Origin of the sequence: Actinacidiphila glaucinigra, from assembly GCF_900188405.1 — a bacterium.
GTDB lineage: Bacteria > Actinomycetota > Actinomycetes > Streptomycetales > Streptomycetaceae > Actinacidiphila > Actinacidiphila glaucinigra.
This window is the reverse complement of sequence record NZ_FZOF01000022.1, coordinates 13,606-31,725: the sequence shown is the minus strand read 5'-3', so window position 1 is coordinate 31,725 and position 18,120 is coordinate 13,606. Positions and strand designations below refer to the sequence as shown.

General features: G+C 73.3%; 24 protein-coding genes. 16 read left to right on the top strand and 8 right to left on the bottom strand.

Annotated elements, in window-relative coordinates; genetic code table 11:
* Positions 1-15 precede the first annotated feature (15 nt).
* The 10 genes from CHF15_RS46770 to CHF15_RS31410 all read left to right on the top strand — a co-directional run bounded on the left by CHF15_RS46770 (position 16) and on the right by CHF15_RS31410 (position 8,246).
* On the top strand, positions 16-120 hold the full coding sequence (locus CHF15_RS46770; RefSeq protein WP_375819996.1) for a DUF6893 family small protein: 105 nt from the start codon (positions 16-18) through the stop codon (positions 118-120).
* Between the two features lie 163 nt (positions 121-283).
* Positions 284-688, top strand: coding sequence for a hydrogenase maturation nickel metallochaperone HypA/HybF (locus CHF15_RS31450; protein WP_089227299.1), 405 nt, complete (start codon positions 284-286; stop codon positions 686-688).
* Between the two features lie 5 nt (positions 689-693).
* Positions 694-1,497, top strand: a complete 804-nt coding sequence (gene hypB, locus CHF15_RS31445; RefSeq protein ID WP_089227298.1) for a hydrogenase nickel incorporation protein HypB — start codon at positions 694-696, stop codon at positions 1,495-1,497.
* Positions 1,497-3,872, top strand: coding sequence for a carbamoyltransferase HypF (gene hypF, locus CHF15_RS31440; protein ID WP_089227297.1), 2,376 nt, complete (start codon positions 1,497-1,499; stop codon positions 3,870-3,872). Before hypB ends, hypF begins: the two co-directional genes overlap by 1 nt.
* Positions 3,872-4,168, top strand: coding sequence for a HypC/HybG/HupF family hydrogenase formation chaperone (locus tag CHF15_RS31435; RefSeq protein WP_018560791.1), 297 nt, complete (start codon positions 3,872-3,874; stop codon positions 4,166-4,168). The genes hypF and CHF15_RS31435 overlap by 1 nt, the downstream gene beginning before the upstream one ends.
* Complete coding sequence (hypD, locus tag CHF15_RS31430) at positions 4,165-5,289, top strand: hydrogenase formation protein HypD (protein ID WP_089227296.1); 1,125 nt, start codon at positions 4,165-4,167, stop codon at positions 5,287-5,289. The genes CHF15_RS31435 and hypD overlap by 4 nt, the downstream gene beginning before the upstream one ends.
* Before the next feature lie 79 nt (positions 5,290-5,368).
* Complete coding sequence (gene hypE, locus CHF15_RS31425) at positions 5,369-6,358, top strand: hydrogenase expression/formation protein HypE (protein ID WP_245939146.1); 990 nt, start codon at positions 5,369-5,371, stop codon at positions 6,356-6,358.
* A 96-nt stretch (positions 6,359-6,454) separates the two neighbouring features.
* Positions 6,455-6,826 carry a low affinity iron permease family protein gene (locus CHF15_RS31420; RefSeq protein WP_089227294.1) on the top strand — a complete coding sequence of 124 codons (372 nt, stop codon included), beginning with the start codon at positions 6,455-6,457 and terminating at the stop codon, positions 6,824-6,826.
* Between the two features lie 277 nt (positions 6,827-7,103).
* Complete coding sequence (locus tag CHF15_RS31415) at positions 7,104-7,544, top strand: hypothetical protein (protein ID WP_143681686.1); 441 nt, start codon at positions 7,104-7,106, stop codon at positions 7,542-7,544.
* 240 nt (positions 7,545-7,784) lie between these two features.
* The gene (locus CHF15_RS31410) at positions 7,785-8,246 is read left to right on the top strand and encodes a DUF5709 domain-containing protein (protein WP_089227292.1); all 462 of its coding nucleotides are present in this window, start codon (positions 7,785-7,787) and stop codon (positions 8,244-8,246) included.
* 50 nt (positions 8,247-8,296) lie between these two features.
* On the opposite strand, the gene CHF15_RS31405 is transcribed toward CHF15_RS31410, so the two are convergent.
* On the bottom strand, positions 8,297-9,880 hold the full coding sequence (locus CHF15_RS31405) for an MFS transporter (RefSeq protein ID WP_089227291.1): 1,584 nt from the start codon (positions 9,878-9,880) through the stop codon (positions 8,297-8,299).
* A 139-nt stretch (positions 9,881-10,019) separates the two neighbouring features.
* On the opposite strand from CHF15_RS31405, the gene CHF15_RS31400 reads away from it, so the two are divergent.
* Positions 10,020-10,598: a dihydrofolate reductase family protein gene (locus CHF15_RS31400; protein ID WP_089227290.1), complete on the top strand. Its 579-nt coding sequence runs from the start codon at positions 10,020-10,022 to the stop codon at positions 10,596-10,598.
* A gap of 59 nt (positions 10,599-10,657) precedes the next feature.
* Positions 10,658-11,686, top strand: coding sequence for an MsnO8 family LLM class oxidoreductase (locus CHF15_RS31395; RefSeq protein WP_089227289.1), 1,029 nt, complete (start codon positions 10,658-10,660; stop codon positions 11,684-11,686).
* Between the two features lie 181 nt (positions 11,687-11,867).
* Here CHF15_RS31395 and CHF15_RS31390 read toward each other — a convergent pair whose 3' ends face one another.
* The gene (locus tag CHF15_RS31390; RefSeq protein ID WP_018560800.1) at positions 11,868-12,065 is read right to left on the bottom strand and encodes a hypothetical protein; all 198 of its coding nucleotides are present in this window, start codon (positions 12,063-12,065) and stop codon (positions 11,868-11,870) included.
* Between the two features lie 141 nt (positions 12,066-12,206).
* Between CHF15_RS31390 and CHF15_RS31385 the strand changes: the two genes are divergently transcribed.
* On the top strand, positions 12,207-13,349 hold the full coding sequence (locus CHF15_RS31385; protein WP_089227288.1) for a glutathione-independent formaldehyde dehydrogenase: 1,143 nt from the start codon (positions 12,207-12,209) through the stop codon (positions 13,347-13,349).
* Positions 13,350-13,385: 36 nt separating this feature from the next.
* On the opposite strand, the gene CHF15_RS31380 is transcribed toward CHF15_RS31385, so the two are convergent.
* The 3 genes from CHF15_RS31380 to CHF15_RS31370 all read right to left on the bottom strand — a co-directional run bounded on the left by CHF15_RS31380 (position 13,386) and on the right by CHF15_RS31370 (position 14,842).
* Positions 13,386-13,625, bottom strand: coding sequence for a hypothetical protein (locus CHF15_RS31380; RefSeq protein ID WP_018560802.1), 240 nt, complete (start codon positions 13,623-13,625; stop codon positions 13,386-13,388).
* A 108-nt stretch (positions 13,626-13,733) separates the two neighbouring features.
* Complete coding sequence (locus CHF15_RS31375) at positions 13,734-13,973, bottom strand: DUF397 domain-containing protein (RefSeq protein ID WP_018560803.1); 240 nt, start codon at positions 13,971-13,973, stop codon at positions 13,734-13,736.
* Positions 13,974-13,978: 5 nt separating this feature from the next.
* Entirely contained in the window at positions 13,979-14,842 is an 864-nt protein-coding gene (locus tag CHF15_RS31370; RefSeq protein WP_089227287.1) for a helix-turn-helix domain-containing protein, read from the bottom strand.
* 125 nt (positions 14,843-14,967) lie between these two features.
* Here CHF15_RS31370 and CHF15_RS31365 point away from each other — a divergent pair, with 125 nt between their 5' ends.
* Both CHF15_RS31365 and CHF15_RS45150 read left to right on the top strand, forming a co-directional pair.
* Positions 14,968-15,402: an ATP-binding protein gene (locus CHF15_RS31365; protein ID WP_245939133.1), complete on the top strand. Its 435-nt coding sequence runs from the start codon at positions 14,968-14,970 to the stop codon at positions 15,400-15,402.
* A 290-nt stretch (positions 15,403-15,692) separates the two neighbouring features.
* Complete coding sequence (locus CHF15_RS45150) at positions 15,693-15,863, top strand: hypothetical protein (protein ID WP_018560806.1); 171 nt, start codon at positions 15,693-15,695, stop codon at positions 15,861-15,863.
* Positions 15,864-15,937: 74 nt separating this feature from the next.
* On the opposite strand, the gene CHF15_RS31360 is transcribed toward CHF15_RS45150, so the two are convergent.
* From CHF15_RS31360 to CHF15_RS31350, 3 genes are read right to left on the bottom strand one after another with little or no spacing between them, the layout of a single operon-like run.
* Complete coding sequence (locus CHF15_RS31360) at positions 15,938-16,333, bottom strand: hypothetical protein (protein ID WP_089227286.1); 396 nt, start codon at positions 16,331-16,333, stop codon at positions 15,938-15,940.
* Positions 16,330-16,716 carry a PPOX class F420-dependent oxidoreductase gene (locus tag CHF15_RS31355; protein ID WP_089227285.1) on the bottom strand — a complete coding sequence of 129 codons (387 nt, stop codon included), beginning with the start codon at positions 16,714-16,716 and terminating at the stop codon, positions 16,330-16,332. The genes CHF15_RS31360 and CHF15_RS31355 overlap by 4 nt, the downstream gene beginning before the upstream one ends.
* A 9-nt stretch (positions 16,717-16,725) precedes the next feature.
* Positions 16,726-17,226 carry a GNAT family N-acetyltransferase gene (locus CHF15_RS31350; protein ID WP_179280056.1) on the bottom strand — a complete coding sequence of 167 codons (501 nt, stop codon included), beginning with the start codon at positions 17,224-17,226 and terminating at the stop codon, positions 16,726-16,728.
* Positions 17,227-17,298: 72 nt separating this feature from the next.
* On the opposite strand from CHF15_RS31350, the gene CHF15_RS31345 reads away from it, so the two are divergent.
* Positions 17,299-18,099 (top strand): exodeoxyribonuclease III, encoded by an 801-nt coding sequence (locus CHF15_RS31345; RefSeq protein WP_089227284.1) that lies wholly within the window; start codon positions 17,299-17,301, stop codon positions 18,097-18,099.
* The last annotated feature ends 21 nt before the right edge of the window (positions 18,100-18,120 follow it).

Here is an 18,120-nt window from a genome sequence, read left to right as displayed (position 1 = left end):
AAGGAGAACCCCGCCATGTGGAAGATCGCCCTGAGCGCGGTGGGCGCGGCCGTGGCCGTCCTCGCCATGTCCCGCGTCCTGCCCGACGTGAAGCGCTACATGCACATCCGGTCGATGTGAGCCCGAACGGGTAGGCCGTCGCCGGACGGGCGGCGTGGCGGGCCGGGTGCCCCCGGCGCCGGGCCTTCAATGGAGCCGCGTCAGCCGCCGGCGCCGCCCACCGGCCCACCGGCCCACCGGCAGCCGGGGCCCGGCCGGCACCCGCACACCGGAGAAGAGACCGATGCACGAGATGTCCATCGCAGTGGCGGTGGTGGAGCAGGTCGAGGAGGCCGCCGCCCGGCTCGCGGACGGCACGGGCGCGGCGCCCTCCGCGCGGTCCGTCCACCTGGAGGTCGGCGAGCTCGCCGGCGTCGTGGCGGACGCCCTCGCCTTCAGCTTCGACCTCGCCTGCACCGGCACCGTCCTGGAGGGCGCCGCCCTCACCACCGAGACCGTACCCGGCCGGGCCCGCTGCGCACGCTGCGCGCGGGACTGGCCCACCGGCATGCCCCCGCGGCTGAGCTGTCCCGGCTGCGACGGCGCGGCGACGGAGCTGCTGGCGGGCCGTGAGCTGCGGATCACCGAGGTGCGGTGGGCCGAGGCCGAGCAGCGCCGTCCGGTCGCCACACTCCCCGAGGAGCAGTGAGAGCCATGTGCAAAGTGACCGATCTGCGGCAGTCCGTGCTCGCCAGGAACGACCGCGGCGCTCAGGAGCTGCGGGAGGAACTCGCCGCGCGCGGGACCGTCATGGTGAACCTGCTGTCGAGCCCGGGCAGCGGCAAGACCGCGCTGCTGGAGTCCGAGCTCGGGCTGGCCCGGCTACGCGGGGTGCCGGTGGCGGCGCTCACCGCCGACCTCGCCACCGAGAACGACGCCAACCGGCTGGCCCGCTCCGGCGCCCCCGTGCGGCAGGTGCTCACCGACGGGCTGTGCCACCTGGAGTCGGCGATGGTGCGGTCGCACGTCGACAGCTGGCTCCCGGAGGGCACGCACCTGCTGTTCGTGGAGAACGTCGGCAACCTGGTCTGCCCTGCCTCGTACGACCTCGGTGAGTCGCTGCGCGTCGTGCTCGCCTCGGTCACCGAGGGCGAGGACAAGCCGCTGAAGTACCCGACGGCCTTCGGGCTGGCGCACCTGGTGCTCGTGACGAAGTACGACATCGCCGGGGCGGTCGGCTTCGACGAGCCGGCCTTCCTCGCGGCGGTGGCCCAGGTCAACCCGGGCGTGGAGGTCGTCCGTACCTCATCCCGGGACGGCGACGGCGCGGGGGTGCTCCTGGAGCGGGCGCTGGCCGTGCACGCGGGGGCCGCGGTGCACCGTCCGGTGATGGCGCGCACCGCGGTCCAGCACGGCCACGCGCACGAGCACGGGCACGAGCACGGGCACGCGCACTCCCATGAGCACCCGCACGAGGGAGCCGCCGGGCACACCCGCTCCGTGGACCACACGCACTGATGCCGGGTCAGCCGGGGCCCGCGGCCCGGACCGCGCAGCGCCGCCGGGTGCTGGTCCGGGGGGTCGTGCAGGGGGTCGGCTTCCGGCCGTTCGTGTTCGGTCTCGCCCGTGAACTGGGGCTGGCGGGCCACGTCGGCAACACCGGTGACGGGGTGGTCGCCGAGGTGGAGGGCGCCCCCGGAGCGGTCGCGGCCTTCTGCGACCGGATCGGTGCGGAAGCGCCCCCGCTCGCGGTGGTGGAGTCGGTGTCCCACGACCTCGTCCCCCTGACGGGCGGCACGGACTTCACCATCAGCCCGTCCCGCCCCGGCGACGGGGCCTCCCGCACCCTGGTCTCCCCCGACACCGCCACCTGCGAGGCGTGCCTGACCGAGTTGCGCGACCCCGGCGACCGCCGCCACCGGCACCCGTTCATCACCTGCACGCACTGCGGGCCGCGCTTCACGATCGTCACCGGCCTGCCGTACGACCGTCCCAACACCACGATGGCCCGCTTCCCGATGTGCGCGACGTGCCGGGCCGAGTACGAGGATCCCGCCGACCGCCGCTTCCACGCGCAGCCGGTCTCCTGCCACGACTGCGGTCCCCGGCTGCGGCTGGTGCTGCCCGGCGCGGACCGCCCGGGGCGGCAGGACGACGAACCGGTCGCTCAGGCACGGCGGTTGCTGGCGGCGGGCGCGGTCGTCGCGGTGAAGGGCCTGGGCGGCTACCACCTGGCCTGCGACGCGGGCAACGAGGAGAGCGTACGGCTGCTGCGGACCCGCAAGGACCGGGGCGACAAGCCGTTCGCCCTGATGGCACGGGATCTCGCGGACGTCGAACGGCTGGCCCATGTGGGGCCGGAGGAGTGGGAGTTGCTGACCGGCACGCGCCGGCCGATCGTCCTGCTGCGGCGGCGTCCGGAGGCACGCGAGGTCGCGGAGGCCGTGGCGCCGCGGGTGGCCGACCTCGGCGTCATGCTGCCGTACACACCCGTCCACCATCTGCTGCTGGGGCTGCCGGGCGACCCGCCGGGGCCCCGGCTGCTGGTGATGACCAGCGGAAACCTGGGCGGGGAGCCCATCGTCACGGACGACCGACAGGCGCTGGAACGGCTGGCGGGACTGGCCGACGCCTGGCTGACGCACGACCGGCCCATCCATGTGCCGTGCGACGACTCGGTGGTGCGGATCTGCGACGGCGCGGAGCTGCCCGTGCGGCGCTCGCGCGGCTACGCGCCCTTCCCCGTGCCGCTGCCCGTGCCGGTGGCACCGTCGCTCGCCGTGGGCGGCGACCTGAAGAACACCTTCTGCGTGGGAGAGGGCCGGCACGCCTGGCTGTCGGCCCACGTCGGCGACATGGACGACCTGGCGACGCTGACGGCCTTCACCGCCGCCGAACGGCAGTTGGAGCAGATCACCGGGGTCAGGCCCGTACTGCTGGCCGCGGACCGGCACCCCGGCTACCGCTCGGTGGGCTGGGCCCGGCGTGCCGCGGGCGACCGCCCGCTGCGGCAGGTGCAGCACCACCACGCGCACGTCGCGGCGGCGATGGCCGAGGCGGGGCTGGACGGCACGAGCCCGGTGATCGGCGTCGCCTTCGACGGCACGGGCCACGGCGACGACGGCGCGGTGTGGGGCGGCGAGTTCCTGCTCGCCGGCTACGACGGCTTCCGGCGCTCCGCGCACCTGGGTTACGTGCCGCTGCCGGGCGGGGACGCGGCCGTGCGCCGCCCCTACCGGATGGCGCTGGCGCATCTGCGGGCGGCCGGTCTCCCCTGGGCGCCCGGCCTGCCGTGCACGGACGCCTGCCCGGAGGACGAACGGGCCGTGCTGGCGACCCAGTTGGAGCGCGGGCTGCACTGCGTCCCGACCTCCAGCATGGGCCGGCTCTTCGACGCCGTCGCCTCGCTGTCCGGGGTGTGCCACCGGGCGGGGTACGAGGCGCAGGCCGCCGTCGAACTGGAGGCCGCGGCCGTCGCGGCGGGCGGCCTGCCCGCCGAGGGCTACTCCTTCGCGCTGCGCCCCGGCGCCGGCGCCGGCGGGGCGACCGCCTGCGACCCCGGCCCGGTGCTGGCGGCCGTCGTCGCCGACCTGGGCGCGGGGGTGCCCGCCGGGGTGATCGCCGGACGTTTCCACCGGGCGGTGGCCGGGCTCGTCCGGCGGGTGTGCGCCGCCGTACGGGAACGCGAGGGCATCACGACGGTGGCGCTCAGCGGCGGTGTCTTCGCCAACGCGCTGCTGTCCTCCGCGTGCGCGCGGGACCTGCGCGCGGACGGGTTCACGGTGCTGCGCCACCGGCTGGTACCGCCCAACGACGGAGGCCTGGCGCTCGGCCAGCTCGTCGTCGCCGCCGCCCGCGGCATCCCCCACCATCCACAGCGAGGAGACAGCTGATGTGCCTGGCGGTACCCGGCAAGGTGCTGGAGATCGAGGAACGTGACGGCACCAAGATGGCGGTCGTCGACTTCGGCGGCGTGGTGAAGGACGTGTGCCTGGAGTACCTGCCCGACCTCCAGGTCGGCGAGTACGCCATCGTCCACGTCGGCTTCGCGCTGCAACGGCTCGACGAGGAGTCCGCGCGGCAGACGCTCGCCCTCTTCGGGAACCTCGGGCTGCTGGAGGAGGAGTTCGGCGACCCCTGGCAGCAGGCGGCCGCCGAGGCGGGAACGACGGCGGAGGCGGAGCGGTGAAGTACATCGACGAGTTCCAGGACCCGGAGCTGGCCCGGAGACTGCTGGACGACATCCACGCGACGGTGACCAGGCCCTGGGCGCTGATGGAGGTGTGCGGCGGCCAGACCCACACCATCATCCGGCACGGCATCGACCAGCTCCTGCCGAAGGAGGTGGAACTCATCCACGGGCCCGGCTGCCCGGTCTGCGTGACCCCGCTGGAGGTCATCGACAAGGCGCTGGAGATCGCCTCCCGCCCCGGGGTGATCTTCTGCTCCTTCGGCGACATGCTGCGGGTCCCCGGCACCGGGCGCGACCTCTTCGGCGTCCGCGGCGAGGGCGGTGACGTACGCGTCGTCTACTCCCCGCTGGACGCGCTGCGCATCGCCCGGGAGAACCCGGACCGCGAGGTCGTGTTCTTCGGCATCGGCTTCGAGACCACCGCCCCGCCCAACGCGATGACGGTGTACCAGGCGCGGAAGCTCGGCATCGCCAACTTCAGCCTGCTGGTGTCCCACGTCCGCGTCCCCCCGGCCATCGAGGCCATCATGCGCTCCTCGGACTGCCGCGTGCAGGGGTTCCTGGCGGCCGGCCATGTGTGCAGCGTGATGGGGACGGAGGAGTACCCGGAGCTGGCGGACGGCTTCGGCGTGCCCATCGTCGTCACCGGCTTCGAGCCGCTCGACATCCTGGAGGGCGTGCGCCGCGCGGTGCGCCAGCTGGAGCACGGCGAGTACCGGGTGGAGAACGCCTATCCGCGCGCCGTCCGCCCGGAGGGCAACCCCGCGGCCAAGGCGATGCTCGCGGACGTCTTCGAGGTCACCGACCGGGCCTGGCGCGGGATCGGCGTCATCCCCGACAGCGGCTGGCGGCTGGCGGAGCGCTACCGGGAGTACGACGCCGAGCACCGGTTCTCCGTCACCGGCATCACCACGCGGGAGCCGGCGGAGTGCCGCAGCGGCGAGGTGCTGCAGGGCCTGATCAAGCCGCACGAGTGCGAGGCGTTCGGCGGGGTCTGCACGCCCCGCACCCCGCTCGGCGCCACGATGGTCTCCAGCGAGGGGGCCTGCGCCGCGTACTACCTCTACCGCCGGCTCGGCGGCACCAGCGCACCCCTGGAGGCGAGCCCCGTTGGCTGACACCGCAGAGACCCTGGCCGCCCCGGACTTCTCCGGCTGGACCTGTCCGGCGCCGCTGCGCGACCAGCCGCGGGTGGTGATGGGCCACGGCGGCGGGGGCGCGCTGTCCGCGGAACTCGTCCGGTACGTCTTCGCGCCCGCCTTCGGCGGCGAGGTGCTGTCCGGGCTCGCCGACTCCGCGACCGTCTCGCTGGGCGGCGCCCGGCTGGCGTTCTCCACCGACTCGTACGTGGTGCGGCCGCTGTTCTTCCCCGGCGGCAGCATCGGCGACCTCGCCGTGAACGGCACCGTCAACGACCTGGCGATGAGCGGGGCCACGCCCGCCTACCTCTCCTGCGGCTTCATCCTGGAGGAGGGCGTCGAGATGTCGCTGGTGGCCCGGGTCGCCGAGGCGCTCGGCGCGGCCGCTCGCACCGCGAGCGTGGAGGTCGTCACCGGGGACACCAAGGTCGTCGAGGCCGGCCACGGGGACGGGCTGTACGTCAACACGGCGGGCATCGGGCTGATCCCCGACGGTGTCGACATCCGTCCGCAGCGCGCGGCGCCGGGCGACGTGGTCATCGTCAGCGGGGAGATCGGGGCGCACGGGGTCGCCGTGATGAGCGTGCGCGAGGGCCTGGAGTTCGGGGTCGAGATCGAGAGCGACACGGCGGCGCTCGGCGGGCTCGTCGAGACGGTGCTGCGCGTCACCACGGACGTGCACGTGCTGCGGGACCCCACACGCGGAGGTCTGGCGGCCGCCCTCAACGAGATCGCGGCCGCCTCGGGTGTCGGTGTCGTCCTGCAGGAGCGGGCGGTGCCCGTGCCGCCCGCGGTGGCCAACGCCTGCGCGGTGCTGGGCCTGGACCCGATGTACGTCGCCAACGAGGGCAGGCTCGTCGCCTTCGTGCCCCGTGCGGTCGCCGAGGAGGTGCTGGCGGCGATGCGGGCGCATCCGCTGGGCACCGGCGCGGCCGTCATCGGCGAGTGCGTGCCGGACCACGCGGGCATGGTCGTCGCCCGTACGGGTCTGGGCGGGACGCGGGTGGTGGACCTGCCGCTGGGTGAGCAACTGCCGCGCATCTGCTGACGTGCCGGGGCTCCGGCCGGTCCGCCGACGCGGTCCGGCCGGTGTCCCGTGCGCGCCGCGCGGGCGCATCGTCGAGGAAGACCCCAGGAGGACGGTGTGGCTTTCCGGCATCCCGCCGAGCGGACCGAGGACGAGGCCGGACGCGGCCGGTTCGAGCGGCTCGCCGAGGCGGCGTCCAACTTCACGGCGTCGCCGCTCTTCTACTGCGTCTGCCTGCTCCTGGTGGCCGGGTTCCTCGTCGCCCACGCCCTCGGGCTGCCCTTGAAGTGGCAGTTGTTCGCGGCGGATCTGATGACCGCCGTCACGCTGCTGCTGCTCGCCCTGCTCAAGAACGCCGAACGCCGAGCCGAGCACGCCGTCCAGCGAAAGCTGGACGCGATCGCCGCCGCGCTGCTGGAGCAGGGCGGCAGCTCGCACGAGGCACGGGACGCGCTGCGCGCGGTGATCGGGCTCCACAAGGACGCCTGACCGCCCCGAATTCTGACGATTCGTCAAACCTGTTTTGCCACACGGCATCTGTCGTGGCGTCACCTGTTTGCGGGTAGGCCCGGCATTCTTCGCGGCAGAACGGGCGCATGGCTCCTGACCTGCGGCGACATACCGAGGATCCGGCCCGTGAAGGCCGCCTGCGGCGACGTGCGCAGCATCCTCGGGTGGCAGGCCCCCGTGGGTGCTGTTTTGCTCCGCGTGGAGCGGACCGCGCTGGGACCGCTTCTTACCTGCCCGTTCACCTGGAGGCTGCCTCATGCCCACAACTCGCGTTCTTGGCGGTGTCGCCATGGCCGCGGCCGTCATCGGTCTCACTGTTCCCAATGCCTCTGCCAGCGACATCTCCGATGCCTGGGTCACCCCCTACTACGCCGTTCCCGGAATGCGGCTGACCGTCACGACCACGGCCTGTCCCGACGCCAACTACTCCAAGGGCCAGTCCGAAGCCGGCGGCCAGGTCAACCTGCTGCCCCTGGGCAGGAGCGGCCTGCTCGCGGGCACCTTCCGGGTGCCGAAGCACACCCGGCCCGGCTGGTACACCGTGACGGTGCGGTGCCCCCCGCGTATCCAGACCACCGCGTCCTTCCGGGTCGTCCGGGGCCCCGCGCACGGGTTCTCCGGCCTGGACCGCGGATTCTCCGGTCTGGAGTGCGACGACGACTTCGGTCCCGTCGGCCGCCGGTCCTCCGGACGCTGACCTCCGGAGCCCCGGGTCTTCGGATCGCCGCCCCGGCCGCCGCCCAGCACGACGGTGGCGCGGCCGGGGCGGCGGGGCACGGGACCGCCGGTGGAGGTCGGGGGGACGCTCCCGCACCGGCTCTGTTCACGCTTCCGGGTGGCGATCGGCGTCCGGACGGAAGAGTGTGGAGGGAAGAGGGGGCGCGCGGCCCGCAAGGCGGCGCCGAGGCGGTGGCGGCGCGTGAGCGAGGAGACGGACATGCGAGAGAACGAGATGGGTGACGAGGTCTACCAGCCGGACGGTTCAGAGGTCCAGGACGACGCCGGGCTGCTGGAGCCCGAGGACACCCTCGACTACCACGGTGTCGACCAGATACTCGACGAGGGCTACTCACCGCCGGAGCGGCCCTGGGCGGTGAACAAGCCCGCCACCACGGCGGCGGGCCGCCTGCAGGGCGAGACGCTGGACGAACGCCTGGCCGAGGAGCTCCCGGACCTGCCGATCCCCGACGGGGACGGCATCGGGGACGCGTGGGACACCGACGGGGAGCTGATCGACGGCGAGGTCGGCGGGCCGCGCGCCGGGCGGCTGGTCGCCCCCGACGAGGGGGCGCACTACGACACCGAGGGCATGGTCGCCCAGGACATCGGCATCGACGGAGCGGCCGCCTCCGCCGAGGAGGCCGCGATGCATCTCGTACCGGAGTCCGAGGAGTACTGACCCGGGCCGGACCGGCCGAGCCGGCCGGGGCCCGCGGCCCACCACACGGTTCACGTGCCAGGGGGAGCGTCCTTGCGCATGTCGGGCCCGCCGCCGGCCGCCTTTCCCGTCTCTCCCGTCGGGGGCCGCACACCGCACTGCAGGGGCGGGGCGCCGATGGCGCAGTAGTGCTTGCACGGCGGGACCGGCTTCACCGGCTCCTCGGGGGTCTCCCGCAGGACGTCCGAGCGGATGCCGAACCAGGCCAGCAGCGAGCCCACCACCAGCATCCCGGCGCAGATCACGACGGCGACGCGGAAGCCGTGGCCGAAGGCGGCCGGGTCCTCGTAGTCGTCGCCGGAGAGCCCGGCCATCAGCGGCAGGGCCGCCACCGCGAGCAGGCCCGCCGCCCGCGCCACCGCGTTGTTCACGCCGGACGCGGTGCCCGCGAGCCGTACGTCGGCGGCGCCGAGGACGGTGGCGGTGAGGGGGGCGACGGTGGCCGCCAGGCCCAGGGCGAAGACGCACACCGCGGGCAGGACGTCGGCGACGTAGGACGCGTCCGCGCCGATCCGCAGCATCAGCAGCAGGCCGACGGCGGAGATCGCCGGGCCCACCGTCATGGGGATGCGCGGCCCGATGCGCTCGGCGAGCCGGCCCGCGCGCTCGGACAGGGCCAGCATGATGACCGTGATCGGCAGCAGCGCCGTACCGGAGGCCAGCGGGGAGTAGCCGGCCTCGGTCTGCAGCTCCAGCACCAGGAAGAAGAACAGGCCGCCCAGTGCCGCGTAGACCGCGAAGGTGACCAGGTTCGCGGCGGTGAACTGGCGGTTCGCGAAGAGCCTCGGCGGGAGCATCGGGTGCGGGCTGCGCCGCTCGGTCACCACGAACCCGGCGAACGCGGCCAGGCCCACGACGCCGGAGACGCAGACGGCGGCGATGTCCGGGTGGCTCCCCCCGGCGGCGATCAGGGCGTAGGTGACCCCCGCGAGCCCGACCGCGCCGAGCACCGCGCCCGCGACGTCGAAGCCGCCGCTGACGCTCTCGCCGCGGCTCTCCGGGACGTGCCGGGCGGCGACCGCGACGACCAGGGCCGCCAGCGGGAGGTTGATGAAGAACACCCAGCGCCAGCTGACGGCGTCGACCAGCCAGCCGCCGAGCAGCGGCCCCAGCGCCCCCGCGATGCCGCCCAGGCCCGACCACACGCCGATCGCGCGGGCCCGGTCCTGGGAGGCGAAGGACGCCTGGATCAGGGCCAGCGACCCGGGGGTCAGGAGGGCACCGCCGACGCCTTGCAGGGCGCGGGCGCCGATCAGCATCTCGATGCTCGGCGCGATGCCGCACAGCAGGGAGGCCAGGGCGAACCACACCGTGCCGATCATGAACAGCTTGCGCCGCCCGAAGCGGTCGCCGAGCGAGCCTCCCAGCAGGATGAGCGCGGCGAGGGTGAGGGTGTAGGCGTTGATCGTCCACTGCAGGCCGGCGAGCGTGGCCCCGAGGTCCTTGCCGATCGTCGGCAGGGCGACGTTCACGACGGTGCCGTCGAGGAGCGTCATGCCCGATCCCAGGACCACCGCCGCGAGGACCCAGCGCCCGCGCGCCCCGCCCAGCGTCAGCGTCCCGGCCCGGTCCGTCGCGCTCGCGGCTTCCGTCATCGCACCCTCCGCCATCCCCCCGTCGTCCCCGCGGGTCGTCACCGAATCTACCCCGGGGGCCGGGGTATCGCGTGGCGGTGGGCCGCGTCCGCACGCTGGCTTGGCCCCGGCTGACGATCATCGCGGACCAGGGGGAAGCATGCGCAGGCTGACGTATTTCGTGGCGTCGACGATCGACGGTTTCGTGGCCGGTCCGGAGGGTGAGTACGACTTCCTCGCGGCCGTGGGCGACCACATGGAGACGGTCCTCGCGGAGTACCCGGAGACCCTGCCGGTGCAGGCCCGCGGCCCGCTGGGCATCGCCGACGCGCCGAACCGGCGGTTCGACACGGTGCTGATGGGCCGGGCCACCTACGAGGTGGGGGTGCCGTTCGGGGTGACCAGCCCGTATCCGCACCTGCGGCAGTACGTGGTGTCGGGGAGCATGGCCGCGAAGCCGGACCCCGAGGTGGAACTGGTCCCGGGCGACCCGCTGGAGTTCGTGCGCGAGCTCAAGCGACAGGACGGTGCGGGCATCTGGCTGTGCGGAGGCGGCCGACTGGCGGGCTCGCTGCGCACGGAGATCGACGAGCTGGTCGTCAAGATCAACCCCGTGGTCGCGGGTGCCGGTGTGCCGCTGTTCGCGGGCGGTTTCGCCCCGCAGGCGTACGACGTGACCGAGGTGCGCACACACAAGAGCGGCGTGCTGATCGTGACATACGCCCGCCGGGAGGACTGAGCGGCCTCCCGGGCGCCGCGGCGCGGGAATCCCGTGCCGCGGCGGGCGTTGGAACAGAGGTGATCGCACCGCAGCTGCCCCCGATTCCGTTCTCGATCCTCGACCGCTCGCCCGTACGCGAGGGCGCGGAGCCCGCGCAGGCGCTGCGGGACACGGTGTGGCTGGCGCGGCACGCCGAGGAGCTGGGCTACCACCGCTTCTGGGTGTCGGAGCACCACGGGGTGCCGGGCGTGGCCGGGTCCGCGCCAGCGGTGCTGGCCGCGGCGGTCGCCGCGGCCACGTCCCGGATCAGGGTCGGCACGGGCGGGGTCATGCTGCCCAACCACCGGCCGCTGGTGGTGGCGGAGCAGTTCGGGGTGCTGGAGTCGCTGTTCCCCGGGCGGATCGACATGGGGCTGGGGCGGTCGGTGGGCTTCACCGACGGAGTGCGCCGGGCGCTGGGACGCGATGCCCGCGCCGCCGGGGACTTCGAGGAACTGCTGACCGAACTGCTCGGCTACTTCACCGGCACGGCGGGCCCCGGTGCGGTGCACCCGCGCCCGCCGGAGGGGATGCGCGTCCCGGCGTTCGTACTGGCCACGGGGGCGGGGGCGGCCACGGCGGCGGCGTTCGGGCTGCCGCTGGTCATCGCCGCGGTGCGGGGCGAGGAGCGCATGCGGGAGGCGATCGACGGCTACCGCGCGGCGTTCCGGCCGTCGGCGTGGGCGCCGCGCCCGTACGTCGTGGTGTCGACCCCCGTGTCCGTCGCGGAGACGACGGAGGCCGCCCGGCGGCTGCTGGTCTCCGAGGCCTGGTCGCTGGCGCGCTCGCGTACGCAGGGCGAGTTCCCTCCGCTGGCGCCGCCGGACGAGGTGCCGGCAGGGCACATGACGGCACGCGAGCGGGAGGTGTTCGAGGGGACGCTGTCGAACGGCGTCCACGGCACCGGGGACGAGGTGGCGGCCGCGCTGTCGGGACTGCTGGCACGCACCGCGGCGGACGAGGTGCTGGTCACCACGGCCGGCTACGACCGGTCGGCGCTGCTGGACTCGCACCGCCGCCTGGCGCGGCTGGCGGAGCTGGACACGCGGGCCGTGGCGGCAGGCTGAGCCGCGGCCTGGTGCGGTCCGGGACGATCTGCCCCACTGCGGCGGCGGGTTGACTGCCGGGTGCTTCGACTCGCCGCGCGGGGGCCGGTCCTGGCCGAGGAGGACGTCCGTCGGGACGGCCTTGCCAAGGGGATGCCGTCAACTCGCCGCGTCCCCCTGCCGGTTGTGCCCGGCGGGGACGTCAGACCGCGGGGCCCTCGTACACGTCGTCGTTGCGGCCCTCGGCGAACTCCCACCACGACAGCGGCAGCCAGTCGCCGTCCACGAAGGCGTCCACGGAGGAGCCCAGACCGCTGATGGCCACGCGCGTGCCGACCGGGTACAGCGTGCCGGACAGGCCGGGCACGGGGACGAGCAGCGTTCCTGAGCGCTGGGCCATTGTTCCCGCCTTTCTCCGCGGTCAACCGCAAATCGACATATTTACGTGAAGAATAGCTGGCTTGTCTCGTACTGCCCAAGGAGGGAGCATGAGAAATAGGTCACGTAAGCCATGAATCCGACACCAATCGGAGGTGTCCACGTGAAGGCCGTCGTCTACAAAGGACCGTTCGAAGTAGCCGTCGAGGAAGTCGACAATCCGCGCCTGCAGCACCCCAACGACGTGGTCGTCAGGGTGACCTCCACCGCGATCTGCGGCTCCGACCTGCACATGTACGAGGGCCGGACCGCCGCGGAGCCCGGCATCGTCTTCGGCCACGAGAACCTGGGAATCATCGACCAGGTCGGCGAGGGGGTCACCACCCTCAAGCAGGGCGACCGCGTGGTCATGCCCTTCAACGTCGCCTGCGGATTCTGCAAGAACTGCTCGGCGGGTTTCACCGGCTACTGCCTGACGGTCAATCCGGGGTTCGCCGGAGGCGCTTACGGCTATGTGGCCATGGGCCCCTGGCCTGGCGGTCAGGCGGAATACGTGCGCGTTCCGTACGCGGACTTCAACTGTCTGAAACTGCCGGAGGGCACCGCCAACGAGTCCGACTTCGTGCTCCTGGCCGACATCTTCCCGACCGGGTACCACGGGTGCGAGCTCGCCCAGGTCTCCCCCGGCGAGAGCGTCTCGGTGTACGGCGGCGGCCCGGTCGGGCTGATGGCCGCGTACTCGGCGATGCTGCGCGGGGCGGCCAAGGTGTTCGTCGTGGACCGGGTGCCGGAGCGGCTGCAGAAGGCCGAGGAGATCGGCGCGATCCCGATCGACTTCACCAAGGGCAGTCCGGTGGACCAGATCAAGGAGCACATGAAGGGCGAGGGCACCGACAAGGGCGTCGACGCGGTCGGCTACCAGGCCCAGGCCGGCGGCGCGGGCCGCGAGGAGCCCGCGGCGGTGCTGAACTCCCTGATCGACACCGTGCGCCCCACCGGCGCCCTCGGCATCCCCGGCCTGTACGTGCCGTCCGACCCGGGCGGCCCGGACGAGCAGGCCAAGAGCGGCCGGCTGCTGGTCGCCATCGGCCGGCTCTTCGAGAAGGGCCTGCGGCTGGGCACCGGGCAGTGCAACGTCAAGCGCTACAACCGGCAGCTGCGCGACATGATCATCGAGGGTCGCGCCCGTCCGAGCTTCGTGGTCTCCCACGAGCTGCCCCTGACGGACGCGCCGTCGGCGTACGAGAAGTTCGACAAGCGGATCGAGGGCTACACCAAGGTCGTCCTCCACCCCGGTCAGAGCTGACCGGGCGCTGACCCCCCGACCGCGCCCAGGGCCCGGCTAGCAGCTCTCCGGGCCCTGGGCGTCGTACGGCCCGGAGGGGCTGACCTCCTCCAGGGTGTACGTGTACAGGTCGAACTCCACCAGCCCGTCCGCGTTGGTGGTGACCCGCGGCGGACGGGTCCCGGGATACCGGGAGGCGATGACGTCGGCGACCCTGTGGGCGGTCGCCGCGTCGGCCGCGGCGATGCGCACATAGGCCACGCCCGGTTCGTACAGCGGTCCGAGTTGTCCGGTCATGCTGCTCCCCTTGTCCCGTCCGTCCGGCGGATTACCGCTGGAGACAGCCCGTCGGTCGTCGCGGTTGCCCGCGCGGGCTGGGTTCACTCGAAGTTGTCAATCGGCGGCTCAGGACAGCAGGAAGTCGGCCTTCCCGTCCTTGGCGCCCTCGATGAACATCCTGATCTCGTGGTCCGTGTAGATGAGTGCCGGCCCGTCGGGGTCGGTGGACTGCCGCAGTGCGACCCTGCCGTCGGCCAGTTTCATGGCCTCCACGCAACTTCCCCCGTTGCCGCCGCTCCACGGCTTGTGCCAGCCCTCGCTGCCGAGGTCGAGGGCGCGCATGCCGTTGTATATGCGGTCGTCCATGTGTGTCAGATCTCCTTGCGGATGCCATCGAGGATGGCTGCGGTGCTGTGTGCGGGCGCGGCTTGCGCGCACATCCGGTCCAGGGCCTCGAGGAATGTCGAGACGTCGTCCACGTCGTCCAGGTAGGCGGCGCCCACCAGGCTCTCGGTGAACACGACGTCCGGCAGCTCGCGGATCTGGAACCGGAAGATGTGGAACGGCCCGTACATCGCCGGGTGCGGCCCGGCGTCGAAGGGCATGATCTGCAGTCTGACCTGCGGAAGCTCGCACGCCTCGGCCAGCCGGTCCAGCTGCGCGCGCATCACCTCGGGGCTGCCGATGGGACGGCGCAGCACGGTCTCGTCCATGACCACCCACAGCAGCGGGGCGTCCGGGCGGGTGAGCAGCGACTGCCGCTCCCGGCGGAGCTCGACCAGGCGCTCCAGCTCCTCCGTGGTGGCTCCCGGGCGGCCGGCCCTGAGCACGGAGTGCGCGTAGTCCTCGGTCTGCAGCAGTCCGGGGACGTAGTGCGGCTCGTAGGCGCGGATGATGGCCGCCTCGCCCTCCAGGCTGACGAAGGCACTGAACCAGGACGGCAGGACGTCGCGGTAACGGTGCCACCAGCCGGGCCGGTTGCCCTGCCTCGCGAGGTCGATGAAGGTCGCCGCCTCGGCGGCGTCGACCCCGTACAGCGCCAGCAGCTTCTCCACGTACGGGATGCGCAGGCCGACCTCGGCCTTCTCCATCCGGCGCACCGTGGCATGGGTGACGTCCAGCTCGCGTGCGGCCCGCTCGTACGAGCAGCCGGCCTTCTCCCGCAGGTCGTGGAGGCGTTTGCCGAGGATCACGCGGAGGACGGTCGGCGCCCCGCTCGCCCTCGCCTCAGCCACGCTGCAATTCCCGCATGGCAGCAGTGTGCCATGTCAGGAATGGAACCCACACCCTGCTACTGGCGATTGTGCAATTTGCAGAATGACCCTTGCCTTCTGTGTAAGCAGTGGCCATAGTTGCCTGTGTGCTCTATGCCATCAGCGCCCGGGACACCTTCCGGCTCCGACTGCCGGCGCAGGCCTCTTCGGTCGGCGTCGCACGCCGCCAGGTGCGCTCCGCGCTGAGCAGATGGGGCCTGGTGGGGCTGGGCGACGACGCCGGCCTCGTGGTGAGCGAACTCTTCACCAACGCCGTGGTGCACAGCGGCAGCGACCACGTCGCGTGCCTGCTCTGGACGGCGCGCGACAAGCTGCACATCGAGGTCGTCGACGAGGGGCGCGGGCCCGCCGGCCCCCTGCCGCGCACGGCCGCCGACGGCGAGGAGAGCGGCCGCGGGCTCGCCCTCGTCGCCCATTTGGCCGAAGGGTGGGGCGTGCGCCCGCCGGCGCTCGGCGCCGGTCGCGCGGTGTGGGCGATCCTCTCCTGCGCCCGTACCGAGGCGGCCCGGCGCAGCGGTTGAACGACGGGTGACGTCCCGCCGGTGTCCGCGGGAAGAGTGGTCGTCGCCGGGGCTCGCCGTATTGGGATGGTGGCACCCCGCATCCGGGCATAGGCTTCTCCCGACGGAAAGGCCTTCGGGGGAGCACCAACACCCCCTGCCTCCGCCCCGGGAGGAACCGCCCACCGCGGTCCCCGCCCGGTTCCGCAACCGGCGCCACCGCGTCCGCTCAGCCATCAGCCCGACCGGGCGGTCGGCGTCCGGCAGCGGCCGGGCCGGCGTCCGGCTCACCCGACACGAAGGAGTGCGCGGTGACACCCGAGAAGTCAAAGCGGAACCAGCTCCCCAAGGAGCCCGACGATCAGCCCGCACAACAGCGGGAGGTGCGGAACCTGGACGTCTGGGCCAGGTCGGCACCGATCCGACTGGCCGGCTACGAGGACGATCTGAACGAGCCGCACATCCTGCGGAGCATCGACTGACCCTCGGCCACGGCCGGTTCACGGGCCGTACGGGCAACGAAGCCCGTACGGCCCCTGCCGTGTCCGGCGGCCTCTCAGGGCGCCGCGTCCGCCGCGCCCACGACGCGGCCGCCCGGCGGCTCGATGGCGTAGAGGTCCAGCACGTCGGGCGGGGCGGCGACGCCCGGTCCCCCGGCGCGCACCCACGCGACGATGTCGTCGACGGCGCCCGGATCGTTGACCAGCCCCAGCCAGACCGGTCGCGCACCGGCCGCGCGTGCCGCCGGCGAGGGCTGGACGACCACGACGTCCGCCTGCTCGCACACGTCGAGGCACCGCGTGACACGCACCCGGCAGATCCCGGCGAGTTCCCGCCGGAGCAGGTCGAGTTGGGCGTCGTGGTCGACACCGGGGACCTTCTGCGTACCGCAGCAGCAGTCGCGGCAGACGCTCACCGTGCAGGCGCCCGGCCGCGGCCCACCGCCGCTCACGTGAGGGTGATCCGCACGCCCACGGTGCCCTCGCGGCCGCGGCGCAGCCGGCTGCCGAACAGGGTCAGCCGGCCGAACAGCCCGTACTTGCGGGCGACCAGGGAGCGGTAGCGCTCGGTCTCCTCCGGTCCGAGGACCTCGGCGCGCGCGGGCACCTGCTCACCGGTGGGGTTGCCGCGTACGTCGCAGGGGCCGACCAGTACGTCGGCGCGGTTGCGGATCCGCTTGACCTTGCCGGAGTCCGCCGCGGTCCACGCGCCGAGCGCCTCGCCGTCACGGACCACCCAGACCGGGGTGGGAACGGTACGGCCGTCCCGCCGGTAGGTGGTGACCAGTAGGTACTTGCCGGCCGCGAGCCGGGCGGAGGCGCTGTCCTCGATCATGGACCAAGGCTACGCGGGAACAGCCGCCTCGGCCGGTGCCCGGAGCGACTTGCCGAGGCACACGCTGAGCGGACTGTCCTTGTAGTGGCCGAACTTGGCCACCGGCGTGTAGCCGCAGGAGGCGTACAGGGCGATCGCCTCCGGCTGCATCTGCCCCGTCTCCAGCACCATCCGGGTGCGGCCCGCCGCGGCGGCGCCGGCCTCCAGGGCGGCGAGCATCCGGCGCGCGAACCCGCGGCCCCGGGCCTGCGGCACCACGTACATCCGCTTGACCTCGGCGTCGCCGTCCTCGAAACCCTCCGGGGACGCGTCCTGGCCGCGCCAGCCGCCGGTCACGACGGGTGCGCCGTCGAGGTAGCCGACCATGAACTGGCCCTGCGGGCCGTCGAAGTGGTCGGCGTCCATCGCGGTCGCGTCGGGGCCGCCGTACCGCTTCACGTACTCCTGCTGCACCTGCTCGGTCAGCAGCACGGCGTCGGGGTGGTCGTAGCGCGTCATCCGGATCTCCACCCCCACATCGTACGGGTGTGCGGCCTACGCCCCGGTACGAGCACCCTCCGGGGGCCCGGTATCGTCCCCGTCATGCTCACCGTGACCACCGTGAACGTGAACGGGCTGCGCGCCGCGGCCAAGAAGGGCTTCCTCCCCTGGCTGGAGGCGACCACGGCCGACGTGGTGTGCCTGCAGGAGGTCCGCGCCGAGGCCGGGCAGCTGCCCGAGGAGGTCCGCGCACCCGAGGGCTGGCACGTGCTCCACGCGCCGGCGGCCGCCAAGGGCCGGGCCGGAGTGTCCCTCTACTCGCGGCGGGAACCGTCCGCGAGCCGGATCGGGTTCGGCTCGGAGGAGTTCGACGGCTCCGGCCGCTACGCGGAGATCGAACTGCCGGGCGTCACGGTCGCCAGCCTCTACCTCCCCTCGGGCGAGGTCGGCACGGAGCGGCAGGAGGAGAAGGAACGCTTCATGGAGGCGTTCCTGGAGCACATGGTCAAGCTCCGGGAGAAGGCCGCCGCGGACGGACGCGAGGTGCTGATCTGCGGTGACTGGAACATCGCGCACACCGAGCGCGACCTGCGGAACTGGCGGGCCAACCAGAAGAACGCCGGCTTCCTCCCCGAGGAGCGGGCGTGGCTCTCCCGCGTCTACGACGAGGCCGGGTACACCGACGTCGTGCGCCACCTCACCCCGGAGGGCGAGGGCCCGTACACGTGGTGGTCCTACCGCGGCCGCGCCTTCGACAACGACAGCGGCTGGCGCATCGACCTCCACGTCGCGACCCGCGGCCTGGCGGCCCGGGCGGCGCACACCCGGGTCGAGCGCGCGGACACCCACCCCGAGCGCTGGTCCGACCACGCGCCGGTGACGGTCGCCTACGATCTCGGCTAGCCGGAAGCGGGCAGCCGGTTC